Annotated in this window: 21 protein-coding genes and 1 pseudogene; 14 read left to right on the top strand and 8 right to left on the bottom strand. The window is 46.2% G+C overall.

Annotated elements, in window-relative coordinates:
* Nucleotides 1-98: 98 nt before the first annotated feature.
* Complete coding sequence (locus M5J74_RS29500; protein ID WP_250017454.1) at nucleotides 99-809, top strand: Uma2 family endonuclease; 711 nt, start codon at nucleotides 99-101, stop codon at nucleotides 807-809.
* A 556-nt stretch (nucleotides 810-1,365) separates the two neighbouring features.
* Complete coding sequence (locus M5J74_RS29495) at nucleotides 1,366-2,211, top strand: tyrosine-type recombinase/integrase (RefSeq protein ID WP_250017452.1); 846 nt, start codon at nucleotides 1,366-1,368, stop codon at nucleotides 2,209-2,211.
* Between the two features lies 1 nt (nucleotide 2,212).
* On the opposite strand, the gene M5J74_RS29490 is transcribed toward M5J74_RS29495, so the two are convergent.
* The gene (locus tag M5J74_RS29490; protein ID WP_250017450.1) at nucleotides 2,213-2,758 is read right to left on the bottom strand and encodes a site-specific integrase; all 546 of its coding nucleotides are present in this window, start codon (nucleotides 2,756-2,758) and stop codon (nucleotides 2,213-2,215) included.
* Nucleotides 2,759-2,959: 201 nt separating this feature from the next.
* Between M5J74_RS29490 and M5J74_RS29485 the strand changes: the two genes are divergently transcribed.
* On the top strand, nucleotides 2,960-3,097 hold the full coding sequence (locus M5J74_RS29485) for a hypothetical protein (protein ID WP_250017448.1): 138 nt from the start codon (nucleotides 2,960-2,962) through the stop codon (nucleotides 3,095-3,097).
* A 77-nt stretch (nucleotides 3,098-3,174) separates the two neighbouring features.
* Here the strand turns inward: M5J74_RS29485 and M5J74_RS29480 are convergent.
* Both M5J74_RS29480 and M5J74_RS29475 read right to left on the bottom strand, forming a co-directional pair.
* Nucleotides 3,175-3,542, bottom strand: a pseudogene (locus tag M5J74_RS29480) (PadR family transcriptional regulator).
* 73 nt (nucleotides 3,543-3,615) lie between these two features.
* Nucleotides 3,616-3,738 (bottom strand): DUF2949 domain-containing protein, encoded by a 123-nt coding sequence (locus M5J74_RS29475; RefSeq protein WP_250017446.1) that lies wholly within the window; start codon nucleotides 3,736-3,738, stop codon nucleotides 3,616-3,618.
* Between the two features lie 300 nt (nucleotides 3,739-4,038).
* Between M5J74_RS29475 and M5J74_RS29470 the strand changes: the two genes are divergently transcribed.
* Nucleotides 4,039-4,182: a hypothetical protein gene (locus tag M5J74_RS29470; protein WP_250017444.1), complete on the top strand. Its 144-nt coding sequence runs from the start codon at nucleotides 4,039-4,041 to the stop codon at nucleotides 4,180-4,182.
* A 30-nt stretch (nucleotides 4,183-4,212) separates the two neighbouring features.
* Here the strand turns inward: M5J74_RS29470 and M5J74_RS29465 are convergent, their stop codons facing one another.
* From M5J74_RS29465 to M5J74_RS29445, 5 genes are all read right to left on the bottom strand, one after another.
* On the bottom strand, nucleotides 4,213-4,692 hold the full coding sequence (locus M5J74_RS29465) for an SRPBCC domain-containing protein (RefSeq protein WP_250017442.1): 480 nt from the start codon (nucleotides 4,690-4,692) through the stop codon (nucleotides 4,213-4,215).
* Between the two features lie 19 nt (nucleotides 4,693-4,711).
* Nucleotides 4,712-5,035 (bottom strand): metalloregulator ArsR/SmtB family transcription factor, encoded by a 324-nt coding sequence (locus tag M5J74_RS29460; protein WP_250017440.1) that lies wholly within the window; start codon nucleotides 5,033-5,035, stop codon nucleotides 4,712-4,714.
* Between the two features lie 222 nt (nucleotides 5,036-5,257).
* Nucleotides 5,258-6,478, bottom strand: a complete 1,221-nt coding sequence (locus M5J74_RS29455; RefSeq protein WP_106216131.1) for a SprT-like family protein — start codon at nucleotides 6,476-6,478, stop codon at nucleotides 5,258-5,260.
* 115 nt (nucleotides 6,479-6,593) lie between these two features.
* Nucleotides 6,594-7,184 (bottom strand): hypothetical protein, encoded by a 591-nt coding sequence (locus M5J74_RS29450; protein ID WP_250017438.1) that lies wholly within the window; start codon nucleotides 7,182-7,184, stop codon nucleotides 6,594-6,596.
* Between the two features lie 120 nt (nucleotides 7,185-7,304).
* Complete coding sequence (locus tag M5J74_RS29445; protein ID WP_250017437.1) at nucleotides 7,305-8,057, bottom strand: Mut7-C RNAse domain-containing protein; 753 nt, start codon at nucleotides 8,055-8,057, stop codon at nucleotides 7,305-7,307.
* A gap of 615 nt (nucleotides 8,058-8,672) precedes the next feature.
* Between M5J74_RS29445 and M5J74_RS29440 the strand changes: the two genes are divergently transcribed.
* The 10 genes from M5J74_RS29440 to M5J74_RS29395 all read left to right on the top strand — a co-directional run bounded on the left by M5J74_RS29440 (nucleotide 8,673) and on the right by M5J74_RS29395 (nucleotide 24,336).
* The gene (locus tag M5J74_RS29440; protein WP_250017435.1) at nucleotides 8,673-8,897 is read left to right on the top strand and encodes a DNA-binding transcriptional regulator; all 225 of its coding nucleotides are present in this window, start codon (nucleotides 8,673-8,675) and stop codon (nucleotides 8,895-8,897) included.
* Between the two features lie 29 nt (nucleotides 8,898-8,926).
* Complete coding sequence (locus tag M5J74_RS29435; RefSeq protein WP_250017433.1) at nucleotides 8,927-9,067, top strand: hypothetical protein; 141 nt, start codon at nucleotides 8,927-8,929, stop codon at nucleotides 9,065-9,067.
* On the top strand, nucleotides 9,067-11,913 hold the full coding sequence (locus M5J74_RS29430; RefSeq protein ID WP_250017431.1) for a helicase-related protein: 2,847 nt from the start codon (nucleotides 9,067-9,069) through the stop codon (nucleotides 11,911-11,913). The genes M5J74_RS29435 and M5J74_RS29430 overlap by 1 nt, the downstream gene beginning before the upstream one ends.
* A complete protein-coding gene (locus tag M5J74_RS29425; RefSeq protein WP_250017429.1) occupies nucleotides 11,910-15,758 on the top strand; it encodes an Eco57I restriction-modification methylase domain-containing protein in 3,849 nt (1,282 codons plus the stop codon). Before M5J74_RS29430 ends, M5J74_RS29425 begins: the two co-directional genes overlap by 4 nt.
* A gap of 70 nt (nucleotides 15,759-15,828) precedes the next feature.
* Complete coding sequence (locus tag M5J74_RS29420) at nucleotides 15,829-16,194, top strand: DUF2513 domain-containing protein (protein WP_250017427.1); 366 nt, start codon at nucleotides 15,829-15,831, stop codon at nucleotides 16,192-16,194.
* 61 nt (nucleotides 16,195-16,255) lie between these two features.
* Nucleotides 16,256-17,038, top strand: a complete 783-nt coding sequence (locus tag M5J74_RS29415; protein ID WP_250017426.1) for an Rpn family recombination-promoting nuclease/putative transposase — start codon at nucleotides 16,256-16,258, stop codon at nucleotides 17,036-17,038.
* 51 nt (nucleotides 17,039-17,089) lie between these two features.
* The gene (locus tag M5J74_RS29410; protein WP_250017424.1) at nucleotides 17,090-17,272 is read left to right on the top strand and encodes a hypothetical protein; all 183 of its coding nucleotides are present in this window, start codon (nucleotides 17,090-17,092) and stop codon (nucleotides 17,270-17,272) included.
* A 247-nt stretch (nucleotides 17,273-17,519) separates the two neighbouring features.
* A complete protein-coding gene (locus M5J74_RS29405; protein WP_250017422.1) occupies nucleotides 17,520-18,416 on the top strand; it encodes a hypothetical protein in 897 nt (298 codons plus the stop codon).
* Nucleotides 18,413-19,159 (top strand): hypothetical protein, encoded by a 747-nt coding sequence (locus M5J74_RS29400; RefSeq protein ID WP_250017421.1) that lies wholly within the window; start codon nucleotides 18,413-18,415, stop codon nucleotides 19,157-19,159. Before M5J74_RS29405 ends, M5J74_RS29400 begins: the two co-directional genes overlap by 4 nt.
* Before the next feature lie 131 nt (nucleotides 19,160-19,290).
* The gene (locus tag M5J74_RS29395; RefSeq protein ID WP_250017419.1) at nucleotides 19,291-24,336 is read left to right on the top strand and encodes a DEAD/DEAH box helicase; all 5,046 of its coding nucleotides are present in this window, start codon (nucleotides 19,291-19,293) and stop codon (nucleotides 24,334-24,336) included.
* The last annotated feature ends 166 nt before the right edge of the window (nucleotides 24,337-24,502 follow it).

The raw sequence follows: 24,502 nt of genomic DNA, 5'->3' as shown, positions 1-24,502 counted from the left end.
GGCAAATTTCTAGTTATTAATATTCTAATTCTAAATAGAACATCAATTTCATTTTCCAGTTAGAATATAAAATTAAAACAATCGAACTCTCAACACTTATGGGTGAATTAGGGCAATCTCCTTTCCCTTTGAGTGTGAGTGTTGCTTTAGGAATAGATTGTATGGTGCAAACACTACAAGAGCCATCCCATCAGCAAACACAATATGTTGTTCTCGACGGCATTACATGGCAGACCTATCAAGCCATTCTCATAGACTTGGGCGAACACCGTTCGGCTCGTCTGGCATACAGCCAAGGGGTTTTGGAGATTATTATGCCATCCCAACTACACGAGTTCATCAGTCGCATCCTGGAAGCGATCGTCCGCACCCTAGCTGAGGAATTCAACCAAAGGCTGCGCGGCTATGGCTCTACTACACTAAATCGAGAAGAAATGGTACAGGGAGTCGAACCGGATTCCTGTTTCTATATTCAAAACCTCGAACGCATTCTTGGTCGTCGTCGGATCGATCTCAATACCGATCCCCCACCAGATTTAGCAATTGAGGTAGATATCACGAGTTCCTCGCGCCGTCGTTTCGGGATCTACCTGCAGCTGTCCATTCCTGAAGTTTGGCGCTACACCGAGCGTCAGGGGGTGACAATCTATCAACTACAAGACAATCGTTATGTCGAGTGCGAGTTTAGCCCTACCTTTCCCGCAATCTCTGGAACCTTATTGCAGCAATTTCTCCAACTCGCTGCCACCGAAGATGACATTGGTGTGGTTCGTGCTGTGCGCCAGTGGATTCGCTCGCAATCTCAATAAAGCTAGCTTTGTTGTATCTTTAAACGATCGCCTCTACGTCTTCAATACTACTTTTGTAAACAAATAAAAAAGTAAGAAAATTTGGGGACACGGAATCCTTATTCTTACGTGGCACAGTAGCAAGCACAGAAAAAAAAGAGCGGAAAATGACTAGAAAATTTGGAGATTTTCAGTCAAGTTTTAGATAATTTTTAGATAATAAAGTTGGAAAATTTGACTCAAATTTAACCAAAGTACCAGAATCGAGGGCTGATAATTCTCCCTATTACTGCGTTCGATCCAACCAACGCCTCCATTCTTTAGCTCAGGCGCGATCGCTTGCGTCCAGTCTCTTCTACCCAAGCGCCATAATCAAACCTTAGCAAGGGTTACTTGCAGATCTACCCTTGCTGAGATATTTTCCAACTTTTTTATTTATTTTCTAACTTTTTTACATATTTTCCAACTTTTTTATTCGTTTACAGCCTCTACGTCTCCAATACTTTAGGTTCAATACTTTAGGGCATGGCATAATTAAAGCGCGGACTTTGCCGAAAAATTTATTCTGTTCTATTCCATGCCCAGGACATCTCCACCGCTCAAAACTGCATTTGTCAAGTACCGCGAACGAGAATTCCTCTACCTGCATGAAGTCGATGCCGTCATCGCGGCGATGGAGCGGACTCGCTACCCCACCAGGAACAAGGCGATCGCCTTATTGCTGTTCTGCCAATGCTTACAGCCATCCGAACTATGTTGGCTGCGTTGGTCTGACCTAGACTTGACCAGAAAAACGCTCTACATCATCCGCAACCGCGAACTCAAAAGTGGGGCTCGCCTGCACAAACAAGTCAATCTTCAACCTCTGTGTGTTCCTGAAATGGAATTGCTACAACACCTAGCACAAGAGCGTCGATGCGATTGGTTATTCGCCACAGAACGGCGATCGCGCCTGAATCAGCGCTCGCTACACTATATAATTGCACTAGCAGGCGAGACTGCCAATCTTCCCTTCCCAATTCATCCCTATATGCTGAGGCGCTCTGGGCTATATTATCGTGCCGTATTGCTACTGCAACCGCTTCATCTATCGCTACAGCAGTGCTGCTTGCTGTGGAATTGGCACGGCACGAAAGTCAAGTTCTCCAAGCAGCAAGAACGGGAGATGAGGGCGATAGGAGAGGCAAGGTCACAAGCATTCTTGACGGTACTAACACAGCTGCAATCTTTCACCCGCATCCAGAGCTACGACAATTTGATCGATTACCTCCTGGGCGCTTTCTTGCTATTTCCTGACCGAGATTGTCTGACCTACGACTACTGGCTCGCTCCTAAGAGTTGGCAGAGCCAACTTTTCCGAAAAGATCTAGCCACAACATCCGCCTCATCCACTTCTGCTTCTACTTCAAGTGCTGGTGGGTAAACTAAATTAACAACGAGATCGCCGACTCTACCTGGTCTGGCTTCACCTTTAGATAGCGCTGGAGAGCTGTGAGCGATTTATGCCCTGATATTTCCTGAATTACGCGGATCGGCACGTTAGCGTTGCTCATGCTCGTGAGTGCCGTGCGGCGGAATGAATGAGTTGAAGCACCCCTAATCCTCGCCCGCTGGCAAGCAGCTCTGAGAATCAAATCGGCAGCTGCCCTGGTGAGCGGTTTGTCCTTGCTCCGTCCTGGAAACAATAGACCAGATGGCGGGTGGTAAGCTGCTAAATATCCCTGTAGCTTTGGGTGTGAAGGCAGAGTGCGCGTGGCAATCTTGCCCTTGGTGGTAGACTTACGCAGCGTCACCACACTACCCGCTAAATCTTCCGCCGTCAGCGCTAGCACTTCACTGACGCGACAGGCACAATAATACGCGATCGCGAATAGTAGCTTGTCTCTAGGGGTGAGGAAGCCCCGTGTAAATAGGCGTTCTAGTTCAGCTTGAGTTAGTATCTTGGCGCGTCCGTTGCCTTTGATCTTCACTGGTGAGATTGAGTTTAGATTTCCTTCACAATTACTATCCTACGGCAAAGAGTGACTTGATGTTTTGAGCTTTTCGTCAAGTCAAAATCAACAGCTCAAACTATAGCAGAGAGACAGCTTGAGTTGGACTTTTGCAACTACTAGCAACAAGGTTTTCTGGATTTATTAAGAATTCTTCTCAATTGAGTTGGCTCGTCTCGAATGACGTACAGTTTGGAGATCGCGTCAATTAGTTCCCAACGAGTTACGGGTGGTAACGAGTTTTGTGGTGGTGGGTTGTGGGGTAAGTTTTTCAAGCGCGGTCGCCTCCTGAGTAATCAGTTAGTAGCTGTTTCGTGATGCGGGCGAATTTCGCTGGCTGCGTCAAATAGTTGAGATATTTGAGATGCGATCGCACTTCGCGAGTTGCTCTGTTGTCAAACGGCAACAGCCATAGACATTTGAGGCTTTCGAGCAACGCTATTCGTCCACAAAGCGGCTAGTTTCTGTGCTTCTTCAAGCCACTCTTGGCTAACTTGATACATTCGCCTCGGACGACCGCGTCCTTCCACTTTCTGCCAACGAGCAACGAGCGCCCTTTCGGTTTCCAAGAAATTCAAGGCGGCATAGAGGACAGTGTCAGACAGCCGATACGGGGGTAGTCGCTTTCCAGTTTCTGGATCAGTTGGGTTCCGTAGGATTCCTCTATAAGCAACACTGACAGCAGATAGCAAGCTGCCTGTTCGCTGCTTAAATAAATCGGTGGCTGGGCTGCAAAAAACTGATAGATCTCCTCAATTGTCATAAACTAATATTTTTTCTAGCAAGTAAATAAATCGTGTCGCTCCTACTATAAACGCTGTCTCAACCTTCGCTGCTTAACTAATTCTTGCTGTTGTTGGTTTTTCGAGAGCGTTTGTAGTAGTTGAACGAGCGGCTGTTGACCACCAATCGAATACTTGTTCTAGTTGTTCTAGACTTAACAAATTCTCTTGCCACAAAACGATTGGTAACAGATGTGTTGCTTGAGCTTGAACCCGTGCTAGCTAGAGTTGAAGGAGCGGAAATTCCAATTTGCTGTTGTAGAAATTCAATCAATTGGGCTTCAATTGTCGGTGACATAGAGTTGACGAGCGATAACTGCCAAGAGGGTAACTGATACTTGCTAGCTGGAGTAGCTCTTTTAGCATTAATTAATATTCTCTCTATGGCTTTCTTTGAGCGCAAAGCTAAAGTTTTGTGCTCAAGCGAGACGCGATTAATTTCTGGCTGGGAAGAGCGAACGATCGCGTGTCCTGAGAATGCTGGTCAAGCCTAACGGCATTCTGGCAGCGGCGGCAGATCGCCTTTGCAACTCAACCGATCGTATTGCTACGTTCCGGTGCAGCGCGGTTGTGATGCGACACCACGCTCGCTCTTTTGGAATCGGCTGTTTCCATCCATAATCGGACTTTCGACCGATCGGTTTGCGAAAGTTAGTTCTCTGATTCTAAAAGCTTGCCGAGAGCTTCAATGGACTGCCGCCAGCCGCTTTCCATTCCGCTTGCCACCATGCCATCACGGTCTTCTTGGTTCATAGCGGTGCTGTGCGTCCGAATCTCAGTTGTCCGATCGTTAATCGCTACAAACTCGGCTTTTTCCAGCATGACGTGTCCGCGTTCTGGCATCCCCAAAAATTCAAATGTCTGCACGATCCGTCGATTTTTAGCGACTTCGTGAAAACAGCCAGTAAATTCATATTCGTTACCATCTGACGATCGCTCGGCGATATGCCAGCTGCCGCCGTCTCTACAATCAAAGCGATACACTTTCATCGGATTACCGCGACACCACCATTGAGCGAAGAGTTCCTCTTTGACATACGCCTCGAATACTTTTTCTAATGAAGCATCGATCGTGACGATGCCCAAGATATTTTGTGAATTTTCTGGGACTGTTACTTTTAGAACTGCCATACAGTTATGTTCCTACTTGTCAATTTTCTTCTAATAATTTTTCCAAGGCATCGAAGCGGGCAGCCCAGACTTGTTCGTACTTGCTCAGATGCGCTGCGGCTATTTCGATCGCCTTTGGTTCAATCCGAATCACTTTCTCCTTGCCACTTCGACACTTAGTCACGAGTCCGGCTTTCTCAAGCACGCTGACGTGCTTCGCCACCGCTGCTAAAGACATGGCATACGAGCGGGCTAATTCGCTAATGGTGTGTTTTCCGCTCGATACACGCTTCAGGATGTCTCTGCGTGTCGCATCGGCGAGAGCTGCAAAAATCAGATCGAGAGTCGCAGTTGATTCAACCATATGGTTGAATGATAGCCCGCAATAAATGCCCTGTCAAGTATTCCCAGCAGTGGATGTTGGTTATTAAAGATGTTGGTTATTAAAGTGGCAATATCACTATAGGTATACAGCGGCACTGATGCAGCGACATAGAATGAGGAGAATTTTACTGTTGCCCTAAGTTTCACCAGCAACGTTAAACGACTGTGTCTCAAGCTTTTGATGCAACCCAAGCTGGATAACTTACAGCCATTGCTCTAGCTCAAAAACCTGGGATTGGTTCCAAGCCAACTTTTCCAGCCATCTAGAAGCCTCTTGATAAAACTTAAATTGCTGCTCGTCGAGTCGAAACTCACGAGTGTGAACCATACGTCTGCCATTGACCATTTTTGCTCCATGATATTTGTGTAGAAGTTCGTGATACAAGACAAACTCAGCCACAAACTGGGGAATCCGTGCATCATCCAGAGTTGAGCTGATCGCTACTCGGTCTTTGGCTGGATGATAGTAGCCAAACTTGCGGTAAGTGTTTAATCGAGTCCAACTTAAGCGTGGTTTGACCAAACTTGAAGCGAAATACTCGCGATTGAGTCGATCAAATAACTCTTCCAAGTCGTAGCACTTGCCTTGAGCTTTGTCTCGATTCTCACAGGCAAAAGAGTCCAACTCCAGTAGCACTTGACTGTATTCTGGCGAATTAGCAAAATCTTTGACGAGCCGCGATCGCTCTTGGCTCTTGCCCAGCAATGCGTCTGTCACCAGTGCTGTCAAAACTTCCCCGTTGGCATGGATAAATCCTTCGCTAATGGTGAGAGTAGCAACGTTTCCTTGCCGCCTGTATTTGTACAATCCTGCCTGGTACGTCACCTCAACTGTTACATTTCCTAACTCCTGACAATGCTTTCGAGAAACTGCTTGAGCAATTTGCCGGGTAGAACGAGTCGCCTGAAGGTGCAATTGTAGATGGGATCGATCGCTCAAAAACTTCATCCAAACATAAATCGAGCCAGAGGAGCTACTTAAGTCGGCTGGTGTTGCCTGTTGTTGGAGGCAAATGTTTTCAATTTCTGCAACAGCGTGTGTTAAAGAGTCAAGCAGCTTTTGGAATGAACCAGTTTTTGGGGTGGAACTGGCAGCTAGGTATGAGAGTTGCTGCAAAATACTTCGTTGCCGTACTTTAATGTTCTTGAGAGGAATGGGCGCTTTTTTTGGAGAGGCAATACAACTTTCTAAAACGGGTAAATTATCCAAATCGATCCCTTTGAGAAAGGAGTAAGCCAAACGCGATCTACTTGGCAATTGCTCTGGTGTCATCCGCCCTCGATCGCATAATTGCTCGATCTCTTCAAGCGAGCTAGTGACAAATGCTTTAAAAGCAGCAACCTCCTGGGAAGAGATGCCATTATTTAAGCTATCTTGTGCCTTTTGAGCCGCTTTGACGACTCCACGAATTCGGAGCGTCATTTCTTCTTACGGCTAGTTCTCTTGCGCGGAGTCTTTTTCGCGGGTGGAGTCTTTTGCATTCCCATTCTTTTCGGTTTGGACGGGGATGGAGTCGGTCGCTCGGAGTCCGGCAAAGCTAATCCCCCTGAATCAAATTTTTCAGCGCATTGGTAGTCAGGTCAGGAGGATCGGATTTGAGGCTGGCGTTGTACTGTTGTTGAAATGCCCCAATGCCTTCGGGAGTGGTCATATCAAATCCAGCATGATGACCCATCATCATAAATGCTTTGGCAATACCACCTTTGGAGGGATCGCTCATCATGTTGGGAAATTGGGATGCCAGCGATTCCAGATATTTGACGATCGCCTTGGCGCTGCGAAGGTTGTATTCCCGTTGGAGAAACTGCCAGAAGGCAACCAGTTCGGGAATGGCATCTTCGGCTTCAGTTGGATCGAAAATGGTGACTTTGCGCGGCAGAGTATATTCCATCAGGGTTTGTACGTCCCCTTTCGTCATTTTGGGCAGCGTCGTCTCGCCGTAGTTGTAGCCCATTTCAATGAAGGTGCCAATCCAACCGCCACCTTCTGGGTAATTCTTGAGGTGGGCTTCTCCTTCAGGAGAGTTGACAAATTGTTCGATCGCGCCATTGATGTAGTTGTCGAGGATCGGTTCAACATCATCGTAGGAGAGATTATCTAGCTGACGGATGTTAAAAGGCATATTCATCGATCTTCAAGTCTAATGCTTTTCATTCTGCCACTAGACGCACGCGCTTTGTCGGTCGCTTGTTCGATTGCCAAAGGCTGTATTCTATGTCAAGCAGTGAATTGGGTCATTTAGCAACTATCAGATTTTAGTCATACTCGTTTGAATCCGTTTGATGAAATTTTGGATGCGGCTAAAGTGCGCGCCTTGCCAGTAAATTTGAGCGCAATCCTGACAAACTGAGAATTCATCGTAAAATTCTCTCGTTTTCGGTGGGAGGCGATCGCCGATTTCTGTTTTCGTCACCGATTGCAACAAACCATTGCAGCGCAAACATCTTTGTAAAGGGGCGATCGCGTTAAATAAATCGAAGCGCCGCAAGACTTCCACTACTTGCTTAAACGAGTCTTGTTCCCGCACGCAGTAACCGTAAATGACGATACTGCGCTTCAACAATCCCCGATCTTTGGTTAATAAAATTCGGTTTTCGCGGCTAGAGATTTTAGCTAACTCTTCATCCTCGTAGTCATTTTGATACAAGGTGTCGAAACCTAACAAACGCAGGTAAGTGGCAAGTTTGCCCAAATGGATATCTAGGACAAACTGGATCTGTGCTAGTTGTGGTGGTCGCACGCGAGAGGGAGGACTTGCCTCAACTCTTACTGAAATAGGATAAACGCTAACGCGATCGCCATCGCCAATTAAATATGAAAAATCAACCGATTCACCGTTGACTAAAATTAAGTCAACTTCTGGATGCGGTATGCCCAAAGCTTCGATCGCGTCTTTGACGGCTGCCTTTTCCAGCAATTGATGCACAAACCAAACCCGTCTTTTCACTGGAGGCAAAAAGTCATTTAGTTCGGCATGAAATTGAAAATAAACTCGCTCCATCAGCATCTGGTTGGGTTTACTCAACGGAAGGCAAGATAACGACTGCCTTTCCCAAGCTCTTTCCTACTTCGCTCTTCATTGGCTCAGGTCATAACCTCACGTAATAGAAACCTGTGATATTCTAAGCCTTCACTAGCGATCTGAACATACTGCTTGAGGTCAAATTTATCTGCACTTGCCTCACTCGCAAACGAGTTTTCGCTACCCAAAATTGCTGTTCGCGTTGCTTTGCCCAGTCAATAGAAGCTGCACAATGTCAGTATACGGAGAATATTTAAAACTACCATTACTCATCCATACTTATTATATATTTGCGGAATTTACGCAAGTCATTTCTACTAAATGAAGTTTTTATGCAAGCAGTGCTAAAAAGACTGACCGATCGCAAATAAATTAGCTATTGCCTTCGGTAAATCTTTTGAATAAGGAAAGCTAATCATTTGTCGAACTCCATCTAATTACTATAGCTCGTTGCTGACCCAAGATCGTTATTTTCTCTGGTTACGCTAAATCTCTACAGCAAATACGATGTGGGATGTGATGCGACAAGTGTTAGCCCATATAGCGCCCGAACTGGAGTTAAGAAGTCAGATGTCAGTCAAAAGACCCTTAGTAATGAATCAGCCACAAATCGGTCAGCTCGTTCGCGAATTACGGTTGTCGATCGGGCTGACACAAGAACAGTTTGCCGCCCATTTGGGAGTTACCTGCGGTTCGATTAACCGTTGGGAGAACGGGCGTAGCGAACCTTTACCACTAGCGCGGCAGCAGATTTGGCAATGCATAGAACAAATGGGAGATCGCGGCGAGGAATTGTTGACTAAGTATTTAGCTAATTAGTTTTCAAATGAAACAGTGACTTTCGTCTAATGGCACTTTTGCGGCGATCGCCACTTACTAACCAAACACTTTTAGAAATCAGGGGTTGGTGGCATATGGCTTCGATCGAGGAATATCTGCGTGCCTTATTGACAGGAACGCAAGCGAATCGCGCCCAAAGGACACGTTGATGGAAAAACTAAATCCCACACCAGGTTCTATAGTTACTTGTCGCGATCGCTCCTGGGTCGTGCTACCTTCCGATCGCACAGATATTATTCGCCTGCGTCCTTTAAGTGGTAATGAAGATCTCATTTGTGGCATCTACCAATCGCTAGATATAGAAATAGAAGCGATCGCTCCAGCCCAATTTCCTTTACCCCAACCCGAAGCCATTCAAGACCACGCAGCTATCCAACTGCTGATGGATGCCGCACGGCTTAGTTTACGCAGTGGAGCAGGACCGTTTCGCTGTTTGGGGCGATTATCCGTTCGACCGCGCCCCTACCAACTCGTACCGCTACTGATGGCACTGCGTCTATCCACGGTGCGGCTGCTGGTTGCTGATGACGTAGGCATTGGGAAAACGATTGAAGCTGGACTGATTGCCCGCGAACTACTCGATCGCGGTGAAGTTAAACGCCTAGCAATTTTGTGTCCGCCCCAACTATGCGACCAGTGGCAGCGGGAGTTGCAACAGAAGTTTCAAATTGATGCCGTCGTTATTCGTTCTGGTACGGTTTCAAAATTGGAACGAGGACTGCCATCGGGCGATCGCCACATTTTCGAGTATTACCGCCACATCATCGTCAGCCTCGACTACGCTAAGTCGGAACGTCGCCGTGCCAGTTTCCTCACCCACTGTCCTGACTTGGTAATTGTAGATGAAGCCCATACTTGCGCTCGCGGTAATTCTGGGGATACCTCAGTTCAGCAACGCCACCAGTTAGTGCAGCAAGTGGCGGCAAAGACAGAGCGGCATTTGGTGTTGCTGACAGCTACACCTCATAGTGGTATTGAAGCTTCATTTTTATCTATTCTGGGTCTGCTCGAACCAGAGTTTGAACAGTTCGATCTCGATCGCCTCAGCGAAGCACAGCGCATCCAACTCGCCAGTCATTTCGTCCAGCGCCGTCGTGCTGACGTGAAATCGTGGTTGGGTAACGAAACGCCGTTTCCCGAACGAGAATCATTAGAGTTACCCTATCGACTCTCCAAAGAATACCGCCATCTATTTGAAGAGGTTTATAACTTTGCTCGCGGGCTAGTCAAGACAGCAGATGACCGACTCAGCTATGCCCAGCGACGAGGGCGGTATTGGTCGGCTTTGGCTTTGATTCGCTGCATCATGTCTTCTCCCGCCGCTGCGATCGCTACACTGACGCGGCAAGCAAGCAAAGAAGGAGATGTGGGCGAATTAGTTAGTGATATTGATGAAGACCTGCTGGGGGCTTACGTCTACGACCCTACAGAACAAGAGCAAGCCACTGATGCAGCACCAACGATCGTCGTGGAACAGGGACAGCAATCCTATGGCGACTCCCAGCGACGGAAGTTAAGAGCCTTCGTCCAGCAGGCTGAAAAACTGCAAGGAGAAAAAGATGCCAAATTGCACTCTGCGATCGCTACGGTCGAATCACTACTGAAGGAGGGATTCAGTCCAATTATTTGGTGTCGCTACATTGCTACGGCTAACTACGTGGCAGGGGCGCTGGCTTCAAAGCTGGAGAGGCGAGGCAGTAACATCCGCGTCCTGGCAATTACTGGGGAATTGTCCGAAGACGTACGCGAAAACAAGTTAGCCGATCTGCAATCTTATCCCCAACGGGTGATGGTGGCTACCGACTGTTTGAGTGAAGGGATCAACCTCCAGGAACATTTTAGTGCGGTTTTACATTACGACTTACCCTGGAACCCAAATCGCTTAGAGCAACGAGAGGGACGCATTGACCGTTACGGACAAACGATCTCAGTTGTCAAAAGCTACTTGCTCTACGGTCAAGATAACCCAGTGGATGGTGCAGTGCTGGAGGTGTTGATTCGTAAGGCGGTGCAAATCCACAAGACGTTGGGCATTACCGTACCCGTACCGATGGATAGCGCCACGGTGACGGAAGCAGTATTTAAGTCACTATTTGAACGCGCTCCCGAAGTTAAGCAGCTATCACTACTTGAATTGTTGGAGACAGAAGAAACTCCCCTCAATCAGGTGCATCAATCCTGGGACAGGGCAGTGGAACGGGAAAAGACCAGCCGAACTCGTTTTGCTCAACGGGCGATTAAACCAGCTGAAGTCGAGCAAGAGTTAGTCGAGTCCGACCAAATCTTAGGTGACGAACGTGACGTGGAAAGATTTGTCCGGTCTGCTTGCGAGCGGTTAAACAGTTCTCTCATCAAAAAGAAGCAAGGCTGGTTGCTATCGTCGCCACCGCAATGCCTGAAAGCAGTCTTAGGCGACAAACAGCGAACGATTTCCTTTACAACACCCGTACCGGAAGGAGTAGAGTATATCGGCCGCAACCACCCACTAGTGGAAGGATTAGCGCGGTACTTGTTGGAAGAGGCGCTAGACAATGCTGACAATCCTACTGCTGCTCGGTGTGGTTTTACCGTGACTGATGCGGTTGATAAGCGCACGATTCTCTTATTACTGCGACTGCGACATCTGCTAGAGACTCCCCAACACGAAAGTTTACTGGCAGAAGAGTGTCTTGTGGCAGGATTTACTGGCTCGCCCGCCAATGCCCTATGGCTGCCAGATGAAACAGCAAGAGAACTGCTACAGCAAGCCGAACCTGTCAACGACTTGCCAATTGGCAGAAAGCGTCTGGAAATCGCCCAATTCTTAGAGCGAATTGGGGATCTCGCTGAGGAGTTACGGCAGATTGCCGAACGGCGATCGCACGCTCTTTCCCAATCACACCGTCGCGTCAGAAGCATTACCAAGGAAGGGCAGGTGCGAGTCAAGCCCCAACTGCCGATGGATATTTTAGGAATTTTGATTTTACAGCCAGGACAGCGGAAGGTAAACAGATGAGTGCAGTCGCAGGGGCACTAACAGGAGTGCAAATTGAGGGCAACTTAATTGCCCCAGATCTAACAGCAGATTTGATAGCTGGCAATACCAAAGAGCATAAAGGACAGACATCTGAAGACTTTGGCTTAACTAAAGCTGACAAACTGGCAGATGAAATCGCGATCGCCTGGGGCGATGCCAAGGCATATTGGGCGGCATTTCAACGGGCAGTGGCGAGATTGCCGGAGCGGGACTTGGCAACGACTGTGACCCGCGAACAGTGGGTAGTACCGCTATTACGCAGTTTGGGTTACGAACCAGTTTATACAGCCAAAGCTGAAGTCATAGACGGGCAAACTTATGCCCTCTCCCACCGCACCGATGTAGGCGAGGATAAACCGCCGATTCATGTCGTTGGCTGTCGGGTCAAGTTAGAACAGCGCCCGCCTAGCGGTACGCCGAGACTTTCGGCACACGCCCTGATGCAAGAATACCTCAATCGCACCGAGCATTTGTGGGGGATTGTCACCAATGGATTGCAGTGGCGGTTGTTGCGCGATTCCTCGTTAATGACTCGCCTCACTTTCATTGAGTTTGACCTAGAACAAATTCTCAATGGCGAGAACTTTGCCGAGTTTGGCTTATTCTACCGTCTCTTCCACCGCTCCCGACTGCCGCAGGGAGCGGACGATGCCGATGCGTGCTTGCTGGAATACTACCACCAAGAAGCGATTCAGCAGGGGGGACGGGTACGCGATCGCCTGCGTGATGGTGTAGAAAAAGCTTTGGTATTGCTGGGTACTGGTTTTCTACAACATCCAAATAACGGGCAGTTACGGCAATCCTTTGAGTCGGGAGAACTAGCTGACACCGTTTACTATCGCCAATTGCTATTGCTGATTTACCGCCTGCTGTTCTTGATGGTAGCAGAAGCACGAAATTTGTTACTAACGGACGAAGATCCAGAGAAAGCACGTATTTATTTAGAATATTACAGCGTCACGCGCTTGCGGAATTTGGCAGAACGCCCCAGCTATCGGCGTGAAGGTTTCCAAGATTTATGGCAAGGGTTGCGGGTAACATTTCGGTTATTTGACGAGAACTGGCGGGGGGAAGTGTTGGGGCTTTCGCCCTTGAATGGTGACTTGTTTGGCTCGAAAACACTCAAGCATTTGGATGAGTATGCGATCGACAATCACGAACTATTGTTGGCAATTCGGCAGCTATCCCTGTACGAACAAAAGGGACAGCTTTCAAGGCGGGTGAATTATGCGGCGCTGGATGTGGAGGAGTTGGGCAGCGTTTATGAAAGTTTGCTCGATTTTCATCCTCAAGTTCTACAACGACACTCAATTTATGAATTTCAGTTGGTGACGGGGAGCGATCGCAAAACCACTGGTTCTTACTACACGCCACCAGAACTCGTAGGGCAGTTGATTAAGAGTGCTTTGGAACCTGTCATTGAGGAGAAGTTGAAAGAGGCGAAAACTGAGTCAGAAAAGGAAGCAGCATTACTCAGCCTCAAGGTGTGCGATCCGGCTTGCGGTTCGGGACATTTCCTTTTAGCCGCAGCACGGCGGATTGGCAAGGAGTTGGCGATCGCCAGGACGGGGGAAGCACAACCAGGGGTAGAACCGTTACGCAAAGCTATACGGGATATCGTGCAAAACTGCATCTATGGAGTTGACTTGAATCCGTTAGCAGTCGATTTGTGCAAAGTTGCTTTGTGGATTGAGGGTTTTAATCGTGGCTTACCGCTAAATTTTCTCGATCATCGGATTAAGTGCGGTAATTCCTTGGTGGGAGTGCTGGATTTAGCTTGTCTGGATGAGGGTATCCCCGATGAGGCATTTAAACCCGTGACTGGCGATGACAAACAATTAGCTAGCCGTTGGAAGAAAGAGAATAAAAAGCAACGCGAGACAGATCTACAAGGGCAATTATCTTTAGATTTTGAGGGCAATCTAGAACAGGATAGATCGCTGTATGCTCAAGCAGCTAAAGAAGTAGGGGCGATCGCAGAATTTACAACAGGTGATGTCAGGCAAAAGCAAGTCCAGTATCAACAAAGTCGTCAAGATCGAGGTTGGTGGCGCGACTATTCCGCCTGTAACCTGTGGACGACTGCATTTTTTATGCCATTGACTGAACAAAATCTGCAATTGTTACCGACAACAGCAGCATTGACTCAGCTATTACGGGGGAATACATCTACACAGAAGGTAGTAGAAGCGGCGAATAAGCTAGCTCAAGAGAAACACTTCTTCCACTGGTGTTTAGAATTTCCAGAAGTATTTGAAGTAGGTGGATTTGACTGCGTATTAGGAAATCCACCTTGGGAACGGATTAAGTTACAGGAAAAAGAGTTTTTTGCTTCTCGCAATGCTGAGATTGCGAATGCTGAGAATAAGGCTGCGCGGGAGAAGTTAATCAAGGAATTGCCGAAGAAAAACCTAGATTTAGCGCAAGCATTTGAAGAGGCGAAACATGATGCTGAGGCGCAAAGTAAGTTTATCCGCGAGTCAATGAGATTTCCCTTAACTGCTGTAGGTGATATCAATACTTATGCTGTATTTGCTGAAACAACTAGAAAGTTGATTTCTCCTGATGGCAGAGTTGGCGTTATTGTTCCTACAGGAATTGCCACAGATGACACTTGTAAAAAGTTTTTTGGAGATTTGACGCAAAAGCAGGCTTTAGCAAGTCTGTATGATTTTGAGAATCGAGAAGCAATTTTTTCTGCTGTACATCGCAGCTATAAATTTTCGCTACTAGCTATCAATGGAAAGCCGATCGAACAAAGTAACTTTTCTTTCTTTCTCACTCAACCTAGGCAGATAGAAAATCAATCGCGTTTGTTTCAGCTTTCACCTCAAGATATTGCCTTACTAAATCCTAATACTCTGACTTGTCCTGTTTTTCGTACTCGTAGTGATGCTGAATTAACCAAGAAGATCTATCAGCGCGTACCTGTTTTAGAAAATGAGCAAACAGGTAGCAACCCTTGGGGTGGTTCATTTATGCGTATGTTTGACATGGCAAATGATAGCGGGTTGTTTAGGAATGAAGCTGGTGATGATTTAGTTCCTCTCTACGAAGCAAAGATGTTTCACCAGTTCGATCACCGTTGGGCAACTTATACTAACAGTGGTGATACTCGCGATTTGACAGATGTGGAAAAGTGCGATCGGTCTTTTACTGTTCAACCGCGTTACTGGGTTAATCGTAACGAAGTAGAAAATCGATTAGGCGATAAGTGGAGAAAAAAGTGGTTGCTGTCTTTTAGAAGTATTTGCCGTTCTACTGATGAACGCACTGCTATTTTTAGCTTGCTACCTAAATTAGCGGTCGGTCATAAAGCACCAATTATTTTAATAGATACCAAATATAGCTTGTTAGTTACTTGCTTCTTAGCTAACTTAAACTCACTCATATTCGACTTTGTAACTAGACAAAAGATAGGGGCTACAGACTTCAGTTACTTTATTGTCAAACAACTTCCTATCATACCCCCAGAAGCATACACCCAAGAAGATATCGAATTTATCAGCAGCCGCGTTCTCGAACTCGTCTATACCGCCTGGGATATGCAACCCTTCGCCCAAGATATGGGATATGACGGCGAACCCTTTATTTGGAATAGCGAAAGACGGGCGTTATTAAGAGCAGAATTAGACGCATATTATGCCAAACTCTACGGACTCACCCGCGACGAACTCCGTTATATTCTCGACCCTGCTGATGTCTACGGTTCCGACTTCCCCAGCGAAACTTTTCGCGTATTGAAGAACAACGAAATCAAACAATTCGGTGAATATCGCACTCAAAGATTAGTGCTAGAAGCGTGGGACAGAATGTTTGGTTGATTGTTGATGGTTAATTGTTGATAGTTAATGGCAGCAAATTATAGATATGAATATTTAGGAGACATAACGTATGAAGCGTGACATGGAATTAGTAAAAAAAATACTGATTGAAATAGAAAGTCAGGAATCTGGTTATGCACCTACAAATATGTTAATAGAGGGTTATGCCCAAGAGCAGATTCACTATCACTCTTATCTCATGATACAAGCTGGTTTAATTGAAGGTATCAGATGCACGAACTTGAGTAGTACAAGTCCACAAGCAATTCCAAGGAGCCTTACTTCGGCAGGTCATGATTTTTTAGACGCTGCACGAAATGAAGCATTGTGGAATAAAGCTATGACAATAGTACAAGAAAAAGGTGGAGCAATTACTGTTGCAGTTTTGAGCCAGCTTTTATCTAGCTTAATGAAGAATCATTTTGATTTACCTTAATATCTAGATGATAAAATCATTATAGTAAAATATCACTCGATTAGATGTTGATAATCATGTCATGAAAACTGACTCAATCTTTTATGAGATATTTAAAGAAATACCTAACATTTTCTTTGAACTCATTGGACAACCTAATATCAACTCTAACGCTTATGAATTCACTGCCCCAGAACTTAAACAAACAAGCTTGCGCTTAGACGGAGTATTTTCAACTCGCCAAGAGTTTTTCAATCAGCCACTTTACTTCGTCGAAACTCAGTTTTATAAAGACGAAGAATTTTATGACAGATTGTTTACAGGTATTTTTCTTTATTTCAGTCAATATAAACCTCTCAATTCAGACTGGTATGCAGTTGTTATCTACGATCGCCGCAGCAATGAAGCTACGCTTCCCCCACGTTATCGCGCTTTGGTAGAACCACATCTACGACGCTTCTACCTAAACGAAGTTGAAGAAGCAACAGAAGAGACTCTAGGTATAAAAATTGTGCGTCTAGTCGTAGCAAGCCAGCAAAGAACCGGAGAACTAGCCAAACAGCTTGTTAACCGCGCCAGAGAAGAGTTGACAGATCCCCTAATTCAGCAAAAAGTTATAGAATTTATAGAGACAATCGTTGTCTACAAGTTCCCTAATATGAGTAGAGAGGAAATTGAAGCTATGTTAAATATAAACTTATTGAAAGAAACTAGAGTTTATCAAGAAGCTAAACAAGAAGGCAGATTAGAAAGAGACGTTGAAGTAGTATCGAAACTAGTGCGAAAAGGATTTAGTATTCAAGAAATTGCAGAGATACTAGAGATAGATATAGAAGAAGTAAGAAAAATAGCACGAGAGCAGTAATCCTCTATCGTTTCGTTCCCAAATATTGACCACAAAGAAGGAATTGTAGCTATGTTGAACGTAAACTTTATAAGAGGAACCAAGGTTTATCAAGAAGCCGCAGAAGAAGGAGAGTTGAGGGCTAAAGTTAAACTAGTGCCGAAACTACTGCAAAAAGGACTTAGCATTCAAGAAATTGCAGACGTACTAGAGTTAGATGTAGAAGAAATAAGAAAAATAGTACGGGAGCAATAAAACTCTCTTGTTTCTCGTAATACGTAGTAATGACATATGATTAATAGAGATTCACAAAACAAGTTTCATTCAAATAAAATAACCAAAATGAATACTGCTAGCGATCGCCGTCTACGCCTCTTAAGTGGCGATGCTTCGTATAATAACTTATTGCCCAAAAAATCTCAGAAAATATTTAGCGATCGCTAATTAAGCTGGGAACCTGAGATAAGATATTTGAATAAATATCATTCTATCTAAATAGCGAATGTACGAGCTTGAGCAAATCAGGGTGCTGTTTGATGAAGAAGTTGTTTCCTATTTGACAAATAAAAATCGAGGTGGAATTAGTAGCGCCAAAGGTAACACCTACGAGAATTTTTTTGCTATATATCAAATAGCACTCTTGTCACAAATTGTCATTGAGAACAACAAAGATATACGCTGTTCAAGCCAAATTTTAGCATTCGTAGACGATCTTATCATCGATTGTCAAGATGAAACGCCTCTACGCCACTATCAGATGAAGAATAGTCCAAATGTTGCTTGGGGCGCAGGGCTGAAATCAATTTTCGATGACTTTAACAAGCAATACGAGCTAAACCAGTCTATCTCAAGAGAGTCAGAGATTAATTTAGTAGTTTCCAATGCCAAGCTAAAAACTAGCTTGGAAGCAAATATACTTACTACTATTAGTGAGTACAGTACAGTAGTTTATTTTCCGTATGATTCTAACTTAGTTAGAGTAATTCAGAAAGAAAAAGCCTTTCAACAGGCTATAGAGTATCTATGCGCCTTTGACAATCCTGCACCAGATAAGATTGAATGCGTCGCAACAGTACTACTGGGAGCATGGGTTTCTAGCGATAAGTCCAACGTCTCCATCGTTGATATATTAAGAAAAGCTCAAGAATCATCACCTTCGTTCATCCGTTCTTTCAGTCAAGAGTGGCAGCTAGACCCTGAAGTTGAAAACATTTTGAGTAAAATCGAAGATTTCCAATATAATTTGACCAAGGGGTTTCTAGATTGGGAGTATAAAAACGGACTCGATCGGGGTACTTTGCCTTACAGTGTTGACACGAAGCAGTTTGGGCGTTTTCAGGAAATTGTTAAAAGACAGCAACCTACCTGCTTTGATGAACTTGAGAGTTTCTTAATATGACAAGAACCTATTCAAACCTTGTAGATCGAAGCATTCAGGCTTTACTCGATACCATAGCCGATAAGCAGACCTCACTAGCTCTTTATCAAGACACTATGACCAAGCTCGGTACTCTTCTTGGTAGTGCAGTCCTATCTCAAATTAGTCAGGAAACTGCGTTCCTGTCGCCTTGCGTCGGAAAGCAAGTGTCCGGTGATACTCAAGGTAATGTATATCTTGCTTGCACGGTTGAAGATGCAGATTTCTTAGCTAAAGGTATGCTCATCCCACTGGAAAAACATTTGCCAAAAGTGGCATTTGCGTGTTTTTGGAATCACCGCTTTTCCCCTTTTGAAATTGAAGATTTAAAAGTTGCTCCAATTATTAAAAAATATCAAGAACCTGTAAATCAAACAGTTAACTATCTAATTATTGTCAAATCTATTATCTCTGGTGCTTGCGTAGTTAAGACAAATATTGCCGATTTAATTCAAACAATTGAACCAGGGAAAATTTTTATTGTGGCTCCAGTTATGTATTTTCAAGCAGAGGAGAAACTGAAAAGCAACTTTGATCAATCAATTTACGATAAATTTCAGTTCTTTTATTTTGCTAAAGATGACGAGCGTACTCTTGAAGGCGAGGTCATCCCAGGAGTAGGCGGAAACGTCTACACTCGGCTTGGCTTCGAGGGACAGGAATCTAAGAATCAATTTATTCCAGAAATTGTCAAAAGCAGACGTAGGAAATTGACCAAAGTTTAGAGATAACTTTTCAAGCAACGTAGCGGGGCATCTGTAAGGTTTGCGATCTAGATAGCTAAACTGGGCATCTTAAGACAAGAACAAAGCGCGATCGCGCTCATCGCAAAACTATTTTTGCAAAGCAGTTCTTTATGTCAGATGCCCCCAACCTTCAAGCTGCCCTAGATATTTTCAATTTGCGGGATGAAGTAATTGCAGATTACCGTCGCTATATCGAAAGCTTCCTCAAAATTCGCGATCCACAAGTAGCAGCATTTGTAGACCAGGAACTCGAACGGGGCGAACTATGGCGCGATCCACTGGTGCAACTCAATCCATCCTATAGATCGGGTGCTACTGTGACTAAACTGGTGCAAAGGGAGGTACTTCATCGCGAATGCGATCGCTACTTCTCCAGAAACGGTCAACCCTACATCTTCCACTACCACCAAGAACAAGCATTTCTCGCCGCCCAACGCCAAGAACCATACGTTCTCACCACAGGCACGGGTTCTGGCAAAAGCATGACGTATGTAGTGCCAATTTTCGATGACCTGCTGCGCCATCCCGAAATCAAAGGAGTACGGGCAATTTTGGTTTACCCCATGAATGCCCTGATTAACTCCCAAAAAGAAGAGTTTGACAAATTCTTAAGTCAAGTTCCCAACAGCCACATTCGCGTCGAGAAATACACCGGACAAGAAAGCCTAGCGCAAAAAGTTGAAATTCAAAACAATCCGCCCCAAATCCTGCTCACGAACTACGTGATGCTGGAGTTAATGCTCTCCCGCACTCACGAAAATAAGTTGGTAGCCTCCCCCGAACTGAAATTCTTGATATTAGACGAACTGCACACCTACCGAGGCAGACAAGGGGCTGATGTTGCTATCTTAATTCGCAAACTGCGCCAACGCTGCGGTCAAGAGCTTTTGTGTATCGGTACTAGCGCCACCATGTCTACCGAAGGCAGTCGGGAGAATCGCCGTCAAACTGTAGCTGGGGTAGCTAGTAAATTGTTTGGCGTGGAAGTCAGAGCGGAAAACGTAATTGATGAAACTCTGGAGCGTTCCATCAAACATTCCGTCCCCAGTACGGAAGAACTCCACCGTAGCATTATCGCAGGCTTGCCTCCTTTCTCTGAGCGATCGCTAGCTGCTTTTAAATCCCATCCCCTAAGTGCCTGGATTGAAATGAATTTTGGGCTAGCCGAAGAGCAAGGGCATTTAGTGCGCCGCACGCCAATTTCCCTTGCTACCGGAGCCGAGCAACTGTCTGCTCAAATCCAAATTCCAGTCGATACCTGCCGCGAAACTCTCAAGCAGATGTTTCTTTGGGGCAGCAAAACCAAAGGACTTGCCTTTCGCCTGCATCAATTTATCTCCCAAGGGGGCAGCGTCTACGCCACAATCGAGTCGCGCGAACAACGCTTTTTGACGCTGGAAGGGCAGTACGCGACTACCAACGATCGCCTGCTCTATCCCCTCGTCTTCTGCCGCGAGTGCGGACATGACTACTACGTGGTGCGCTACGACAAAGACAACTACGCGATCGCTCCTCAACTGGCGATCGCCCTCGACACCAGCGATGCTGAGATCGATGAAGGCTACCTTACCCTAGACGAACCTGGACTTTGGAATACTGGCGACGAAGACCGCCTCCCCGATAGCTGGTTTAACGACACGAAAAAGCGGGGTCGCGTTGCGAAAAAGGAATATGTCACGCACATTCCCCAAAAACTCCAAGTCCTTGCCAACGGTAAAGTGACTAATTCTTTATTGTCAGGCACGAGTTGTTGGTTTGTCCCCAAGCCCTTTCTTTTCTGTCCCAATTGCGGTGTGGTACATGACAGGAAAAAGCACGAATTTACCAAGCTTTCTCGACTCAGTAGCGAAGGTCGCAGCACTGCCACAACTCTCATCTGTCTTTCTACAGTAAATCGCTTAAAATCCAGTCCCGCTATCAAACCGGAAGCTGCCAAAATTCTCAGCTTTACGGATAATCGTCAGGATGCTTCTTTGCAAGCCGGACATTTCAACGATTTCGTCCAGACCAGCTTTCTGCGGGCAGCATTGAATAAAGCCCTCCAAACCAATCAAAGGCTCACGCACAGTAATCTGGCTAGCGAAGTCGTCAAGCAGATGAATTTAGACCAGTCCAGCTATGCTATCCAACCTGCCGAGTATGGCGCTGGCAAGAAGCGCAACAAGCGAATTTTTTGCGAGTTAGTTGAATACCGCCTTTACGAAGATCTGCGACGGGGATGGCGGATCGTCCAACCAAATCTGGAACAATGCGGTTTATTGACAATCGAGTACGAGGAACTGGAGGCAACTTGCGAAGATCCGCAACTGTGGCAAATGTATCCTCACTCAATCTTACTCCAAGCTACGCCAGCACAAAGATTAGCTGTCACTAAAGCCGTACTCGATCATCTCCGCAAAGAACTGGCGCTCGATGCCGCATTACTGCAAAGCGATCGCCTAGACCAACTGAAGCGGGAAGTGGCACAGGCGATCGCCGATCCCTGGAAGTTCGATCCTGACGAGCGCCTGCATACAGCGACCTGGGCTTCTACGGCTAGCGGTGGCTCGGAGCAAGTCAAAGTCAAACTTACCTCTCGTAGTAAAATCGGTCGCTTCCTGCGTTCGACTGCCACCTGGACCCACCTGCAACAACCATTATCCGAGCCAGAGTATAATTTGCTAATCCAAGCATTAGTCAATACTTTAGGCACGGCAGGCTATCTCAAAATTGAAGGGACGCAGGTGCAGCTACGCATTGACTGCACGATCTGGCAAGCTCGAACAGTTGACAAGATTCCTGCCGACCCGCTGGTATCGAAGCGGCTTCAGGGCAGCGAAGACTCGCAAATTGAAGTCAATCAGTTTTTCCAAGATTTTTATCAGGGCAACGCCCAGCAACTTCACAGCTTGGAAGGGCGCGAGCATACGGGACAGGTCAGCAACGAAGACCGTCAGGAGCGGGAAGAGAAGTTTCGCACTGGGCAATTAGCATCTTTGTTTTGCTCTCCCACAATGGAGTTAGGCATCGATATCTCCGATCTCAATGCCGTCCATCTCAGGAATGTGCCGCCGACTCCTGCCAACTACGCCCAGCGCAGCGGTCGGGCAGGACGCAGCGGACAGGAAGCACTGGTGATGACCTATGCTTCTGTAGGTAGCGGGCACGACCAGTATTTCTTCCAACGCCCAGAACAAATGGTGGCAGGAGTAGTAGCGCCCCCTAAACTGGAACTCGGCAACCAAGATTTGATTCAATCCCACATTTATTCTGTTTGGTTAGCCCATACAGGACAGGATTTGGGAGAATCGATGAATCAAATTCTCGATCTGGGTTTAGCAGGATATCCGCTAAAAGATACTGTACGTTCGCAGCTGACACTAGCAGTTGACGTTCGGGAACGATGCCTCCAAGCTGCTGGAAAAATCCTGGTCGATACCTTCTGCCGTGGGGATCTAGAGCAAGCTTCCTGGTATTCCCAAGAATGGTTGCGCTTAACAATCGAAAATGCTCTATCTACATTCGATCGCAAGTGCGAACGGTGGCGCAGACTCTACAGCGATGCGATCGCGCAACGCGACGAGGCGCGGCAATCAATCGATCGTGCTGCTAGAGGTAGCGTGACTCAAGACGAGCGAAAGCTAGCCGAGATACAGGAACGAGAAGCCCGCAGACAAATCGATTTATTAGTCGGGCAGGTGGGTTCTGGAAAGAGCCAAACTGAATTAGAGTTTTATCCTTACCGTTACTTTGCGGCTGAAGGTTTTCTGCCAGGATACAACTTTCCTCGCCTCCCAGTCCGAGCTTATATTCCTGCTGGCGACAGGGGCAGATTTATCTCTCGCCCTCGCGTCGTTGCCATCCGCGAGTTTGCTCCCAGTAATGTCGTTTACTACGAAGGCTCCAAATTCCAGATTGCCAAAATGCGAGTCCCTGCTGCTGGCATTGAAGATAAATACGTCCGCGTCAGCGTTTGTCCTGCCTGCGGCTACTTCCACGAAGGCGATGATTCGCTGCGCGACACTTGCGAACACTGCGGTGTCAAAATTGTTGCCGATAGCTTAGGCAACCCTGCTAAACTCAACCGCGTACTGGATTTAGACACCGCGATCGCCCGCAGGCGCGAGCGCATCACCTGCGATGAAGAAGAACGACTCAAGTACGGTTACAACGTCACCACCTACTTCCGCTACGCGCCACAAAAACAAGAAACGGCAACAGTATTGGCAGCCAACTCAACGCCGTTATTGCGGTTAACCTATGGTGAAACCGCAAAAATCCGACGAATCAATCGCGGCTTGAAGCGCGAGCGACAAGAACGGGGATTTAAGCTCGACGCAGCAACAGGAGTATGGGGAGATCGCGGTAATGACACGACACAAGAAAATCTGCAAACAGAAGTCAACTTAATGGTGGACGATACTTGTAACATCTTGGTAGTCGAGCCTGTTAGCATTCCTGCTAGCAACGCCGAAGCATTTCTCGCTACCTTCCAGTTTGCTTTAGAAAGAGCTATTGGGGCAGTGTATAAGCTCGAAGCAGATGAACTGGCATCCGTTCGCTTAGGTCAAGGACGGCATTTATTGTTCTGGGAAGCAGCAGAAGGAGGTGCAGGCGTTCTTTCCCAAATTCTTGAAGACCCTGATGCTTTCAAGCGACTTGCCAATGCTGCGTTAGATATTTGCCACTTCCTACAAGAGAAGCAAAGCTGTACCAAAGCCTGCTATCAATGCTTGTTATCCTACCGCAACCAATTCGACCATCCGCTACTAGACCGTCACTTAATTCGTAGTTGGCTTCAACAGCTTAGTGGTAGTACTATTAGCCGTCACGCCGCAGGCAGTTCTCGTGAAGTGCAATATCAGCAATTGCTACAGCAGACCGATCCTAACTCCGAGTTCGAGCGAATTGTCCTGGCAGAAATTTATCGAAGAGGGCTAAAACTACCGGATGCCGCTCAAGAATTTATTTCTCAAGCCAATTCCAAACCAGATTTTGTCTATCGAGAAGCTATGGTGGCAATTTTCTGCGATGGTTCAGCCCACGACTATCCACAGCAACAACAGCAAGACCGAATCAAACGCGATCGCCTCGAAGAATGCGGCTACTTTGTTCTCACATTTCGTTACAACGAAGCGTGGCAATCTCAGTTAGAGCGTTTAGCTTCCTTGCTTTGAATTAAAGCTTTGAATTAAACCTAGATTTGTCCATTAAATAATTATTGTTAGTTTTAAAGAATTCTTTGCCAATTTGACGGATGTATAGTAGCTTGAGCTGGTTGAGCTTGTGTCGTTGAGAGTAACAAACGCTCATTCCTACAAGATCGCATCAATAAATGAAAGT

Origin of the sequence: Chroococcidiopsis sp. CCNUC1 (assembly GCF_023546805.1) — a bacterium.
Classification (GTDB): domain Bacteria; phylum Cyanobacteriota; class Cyanobacteriia; order Cyanobacteriales; family Chroococcidiopsidaceae; genus Chroococcidiopsis; species Chroococcidiopsis thermalis.
The sequence above is the reverse complement of the archived record's forward strand: the minus strand, read 5'-3'. Positions and strand labels throughout refer to the sequence as shown.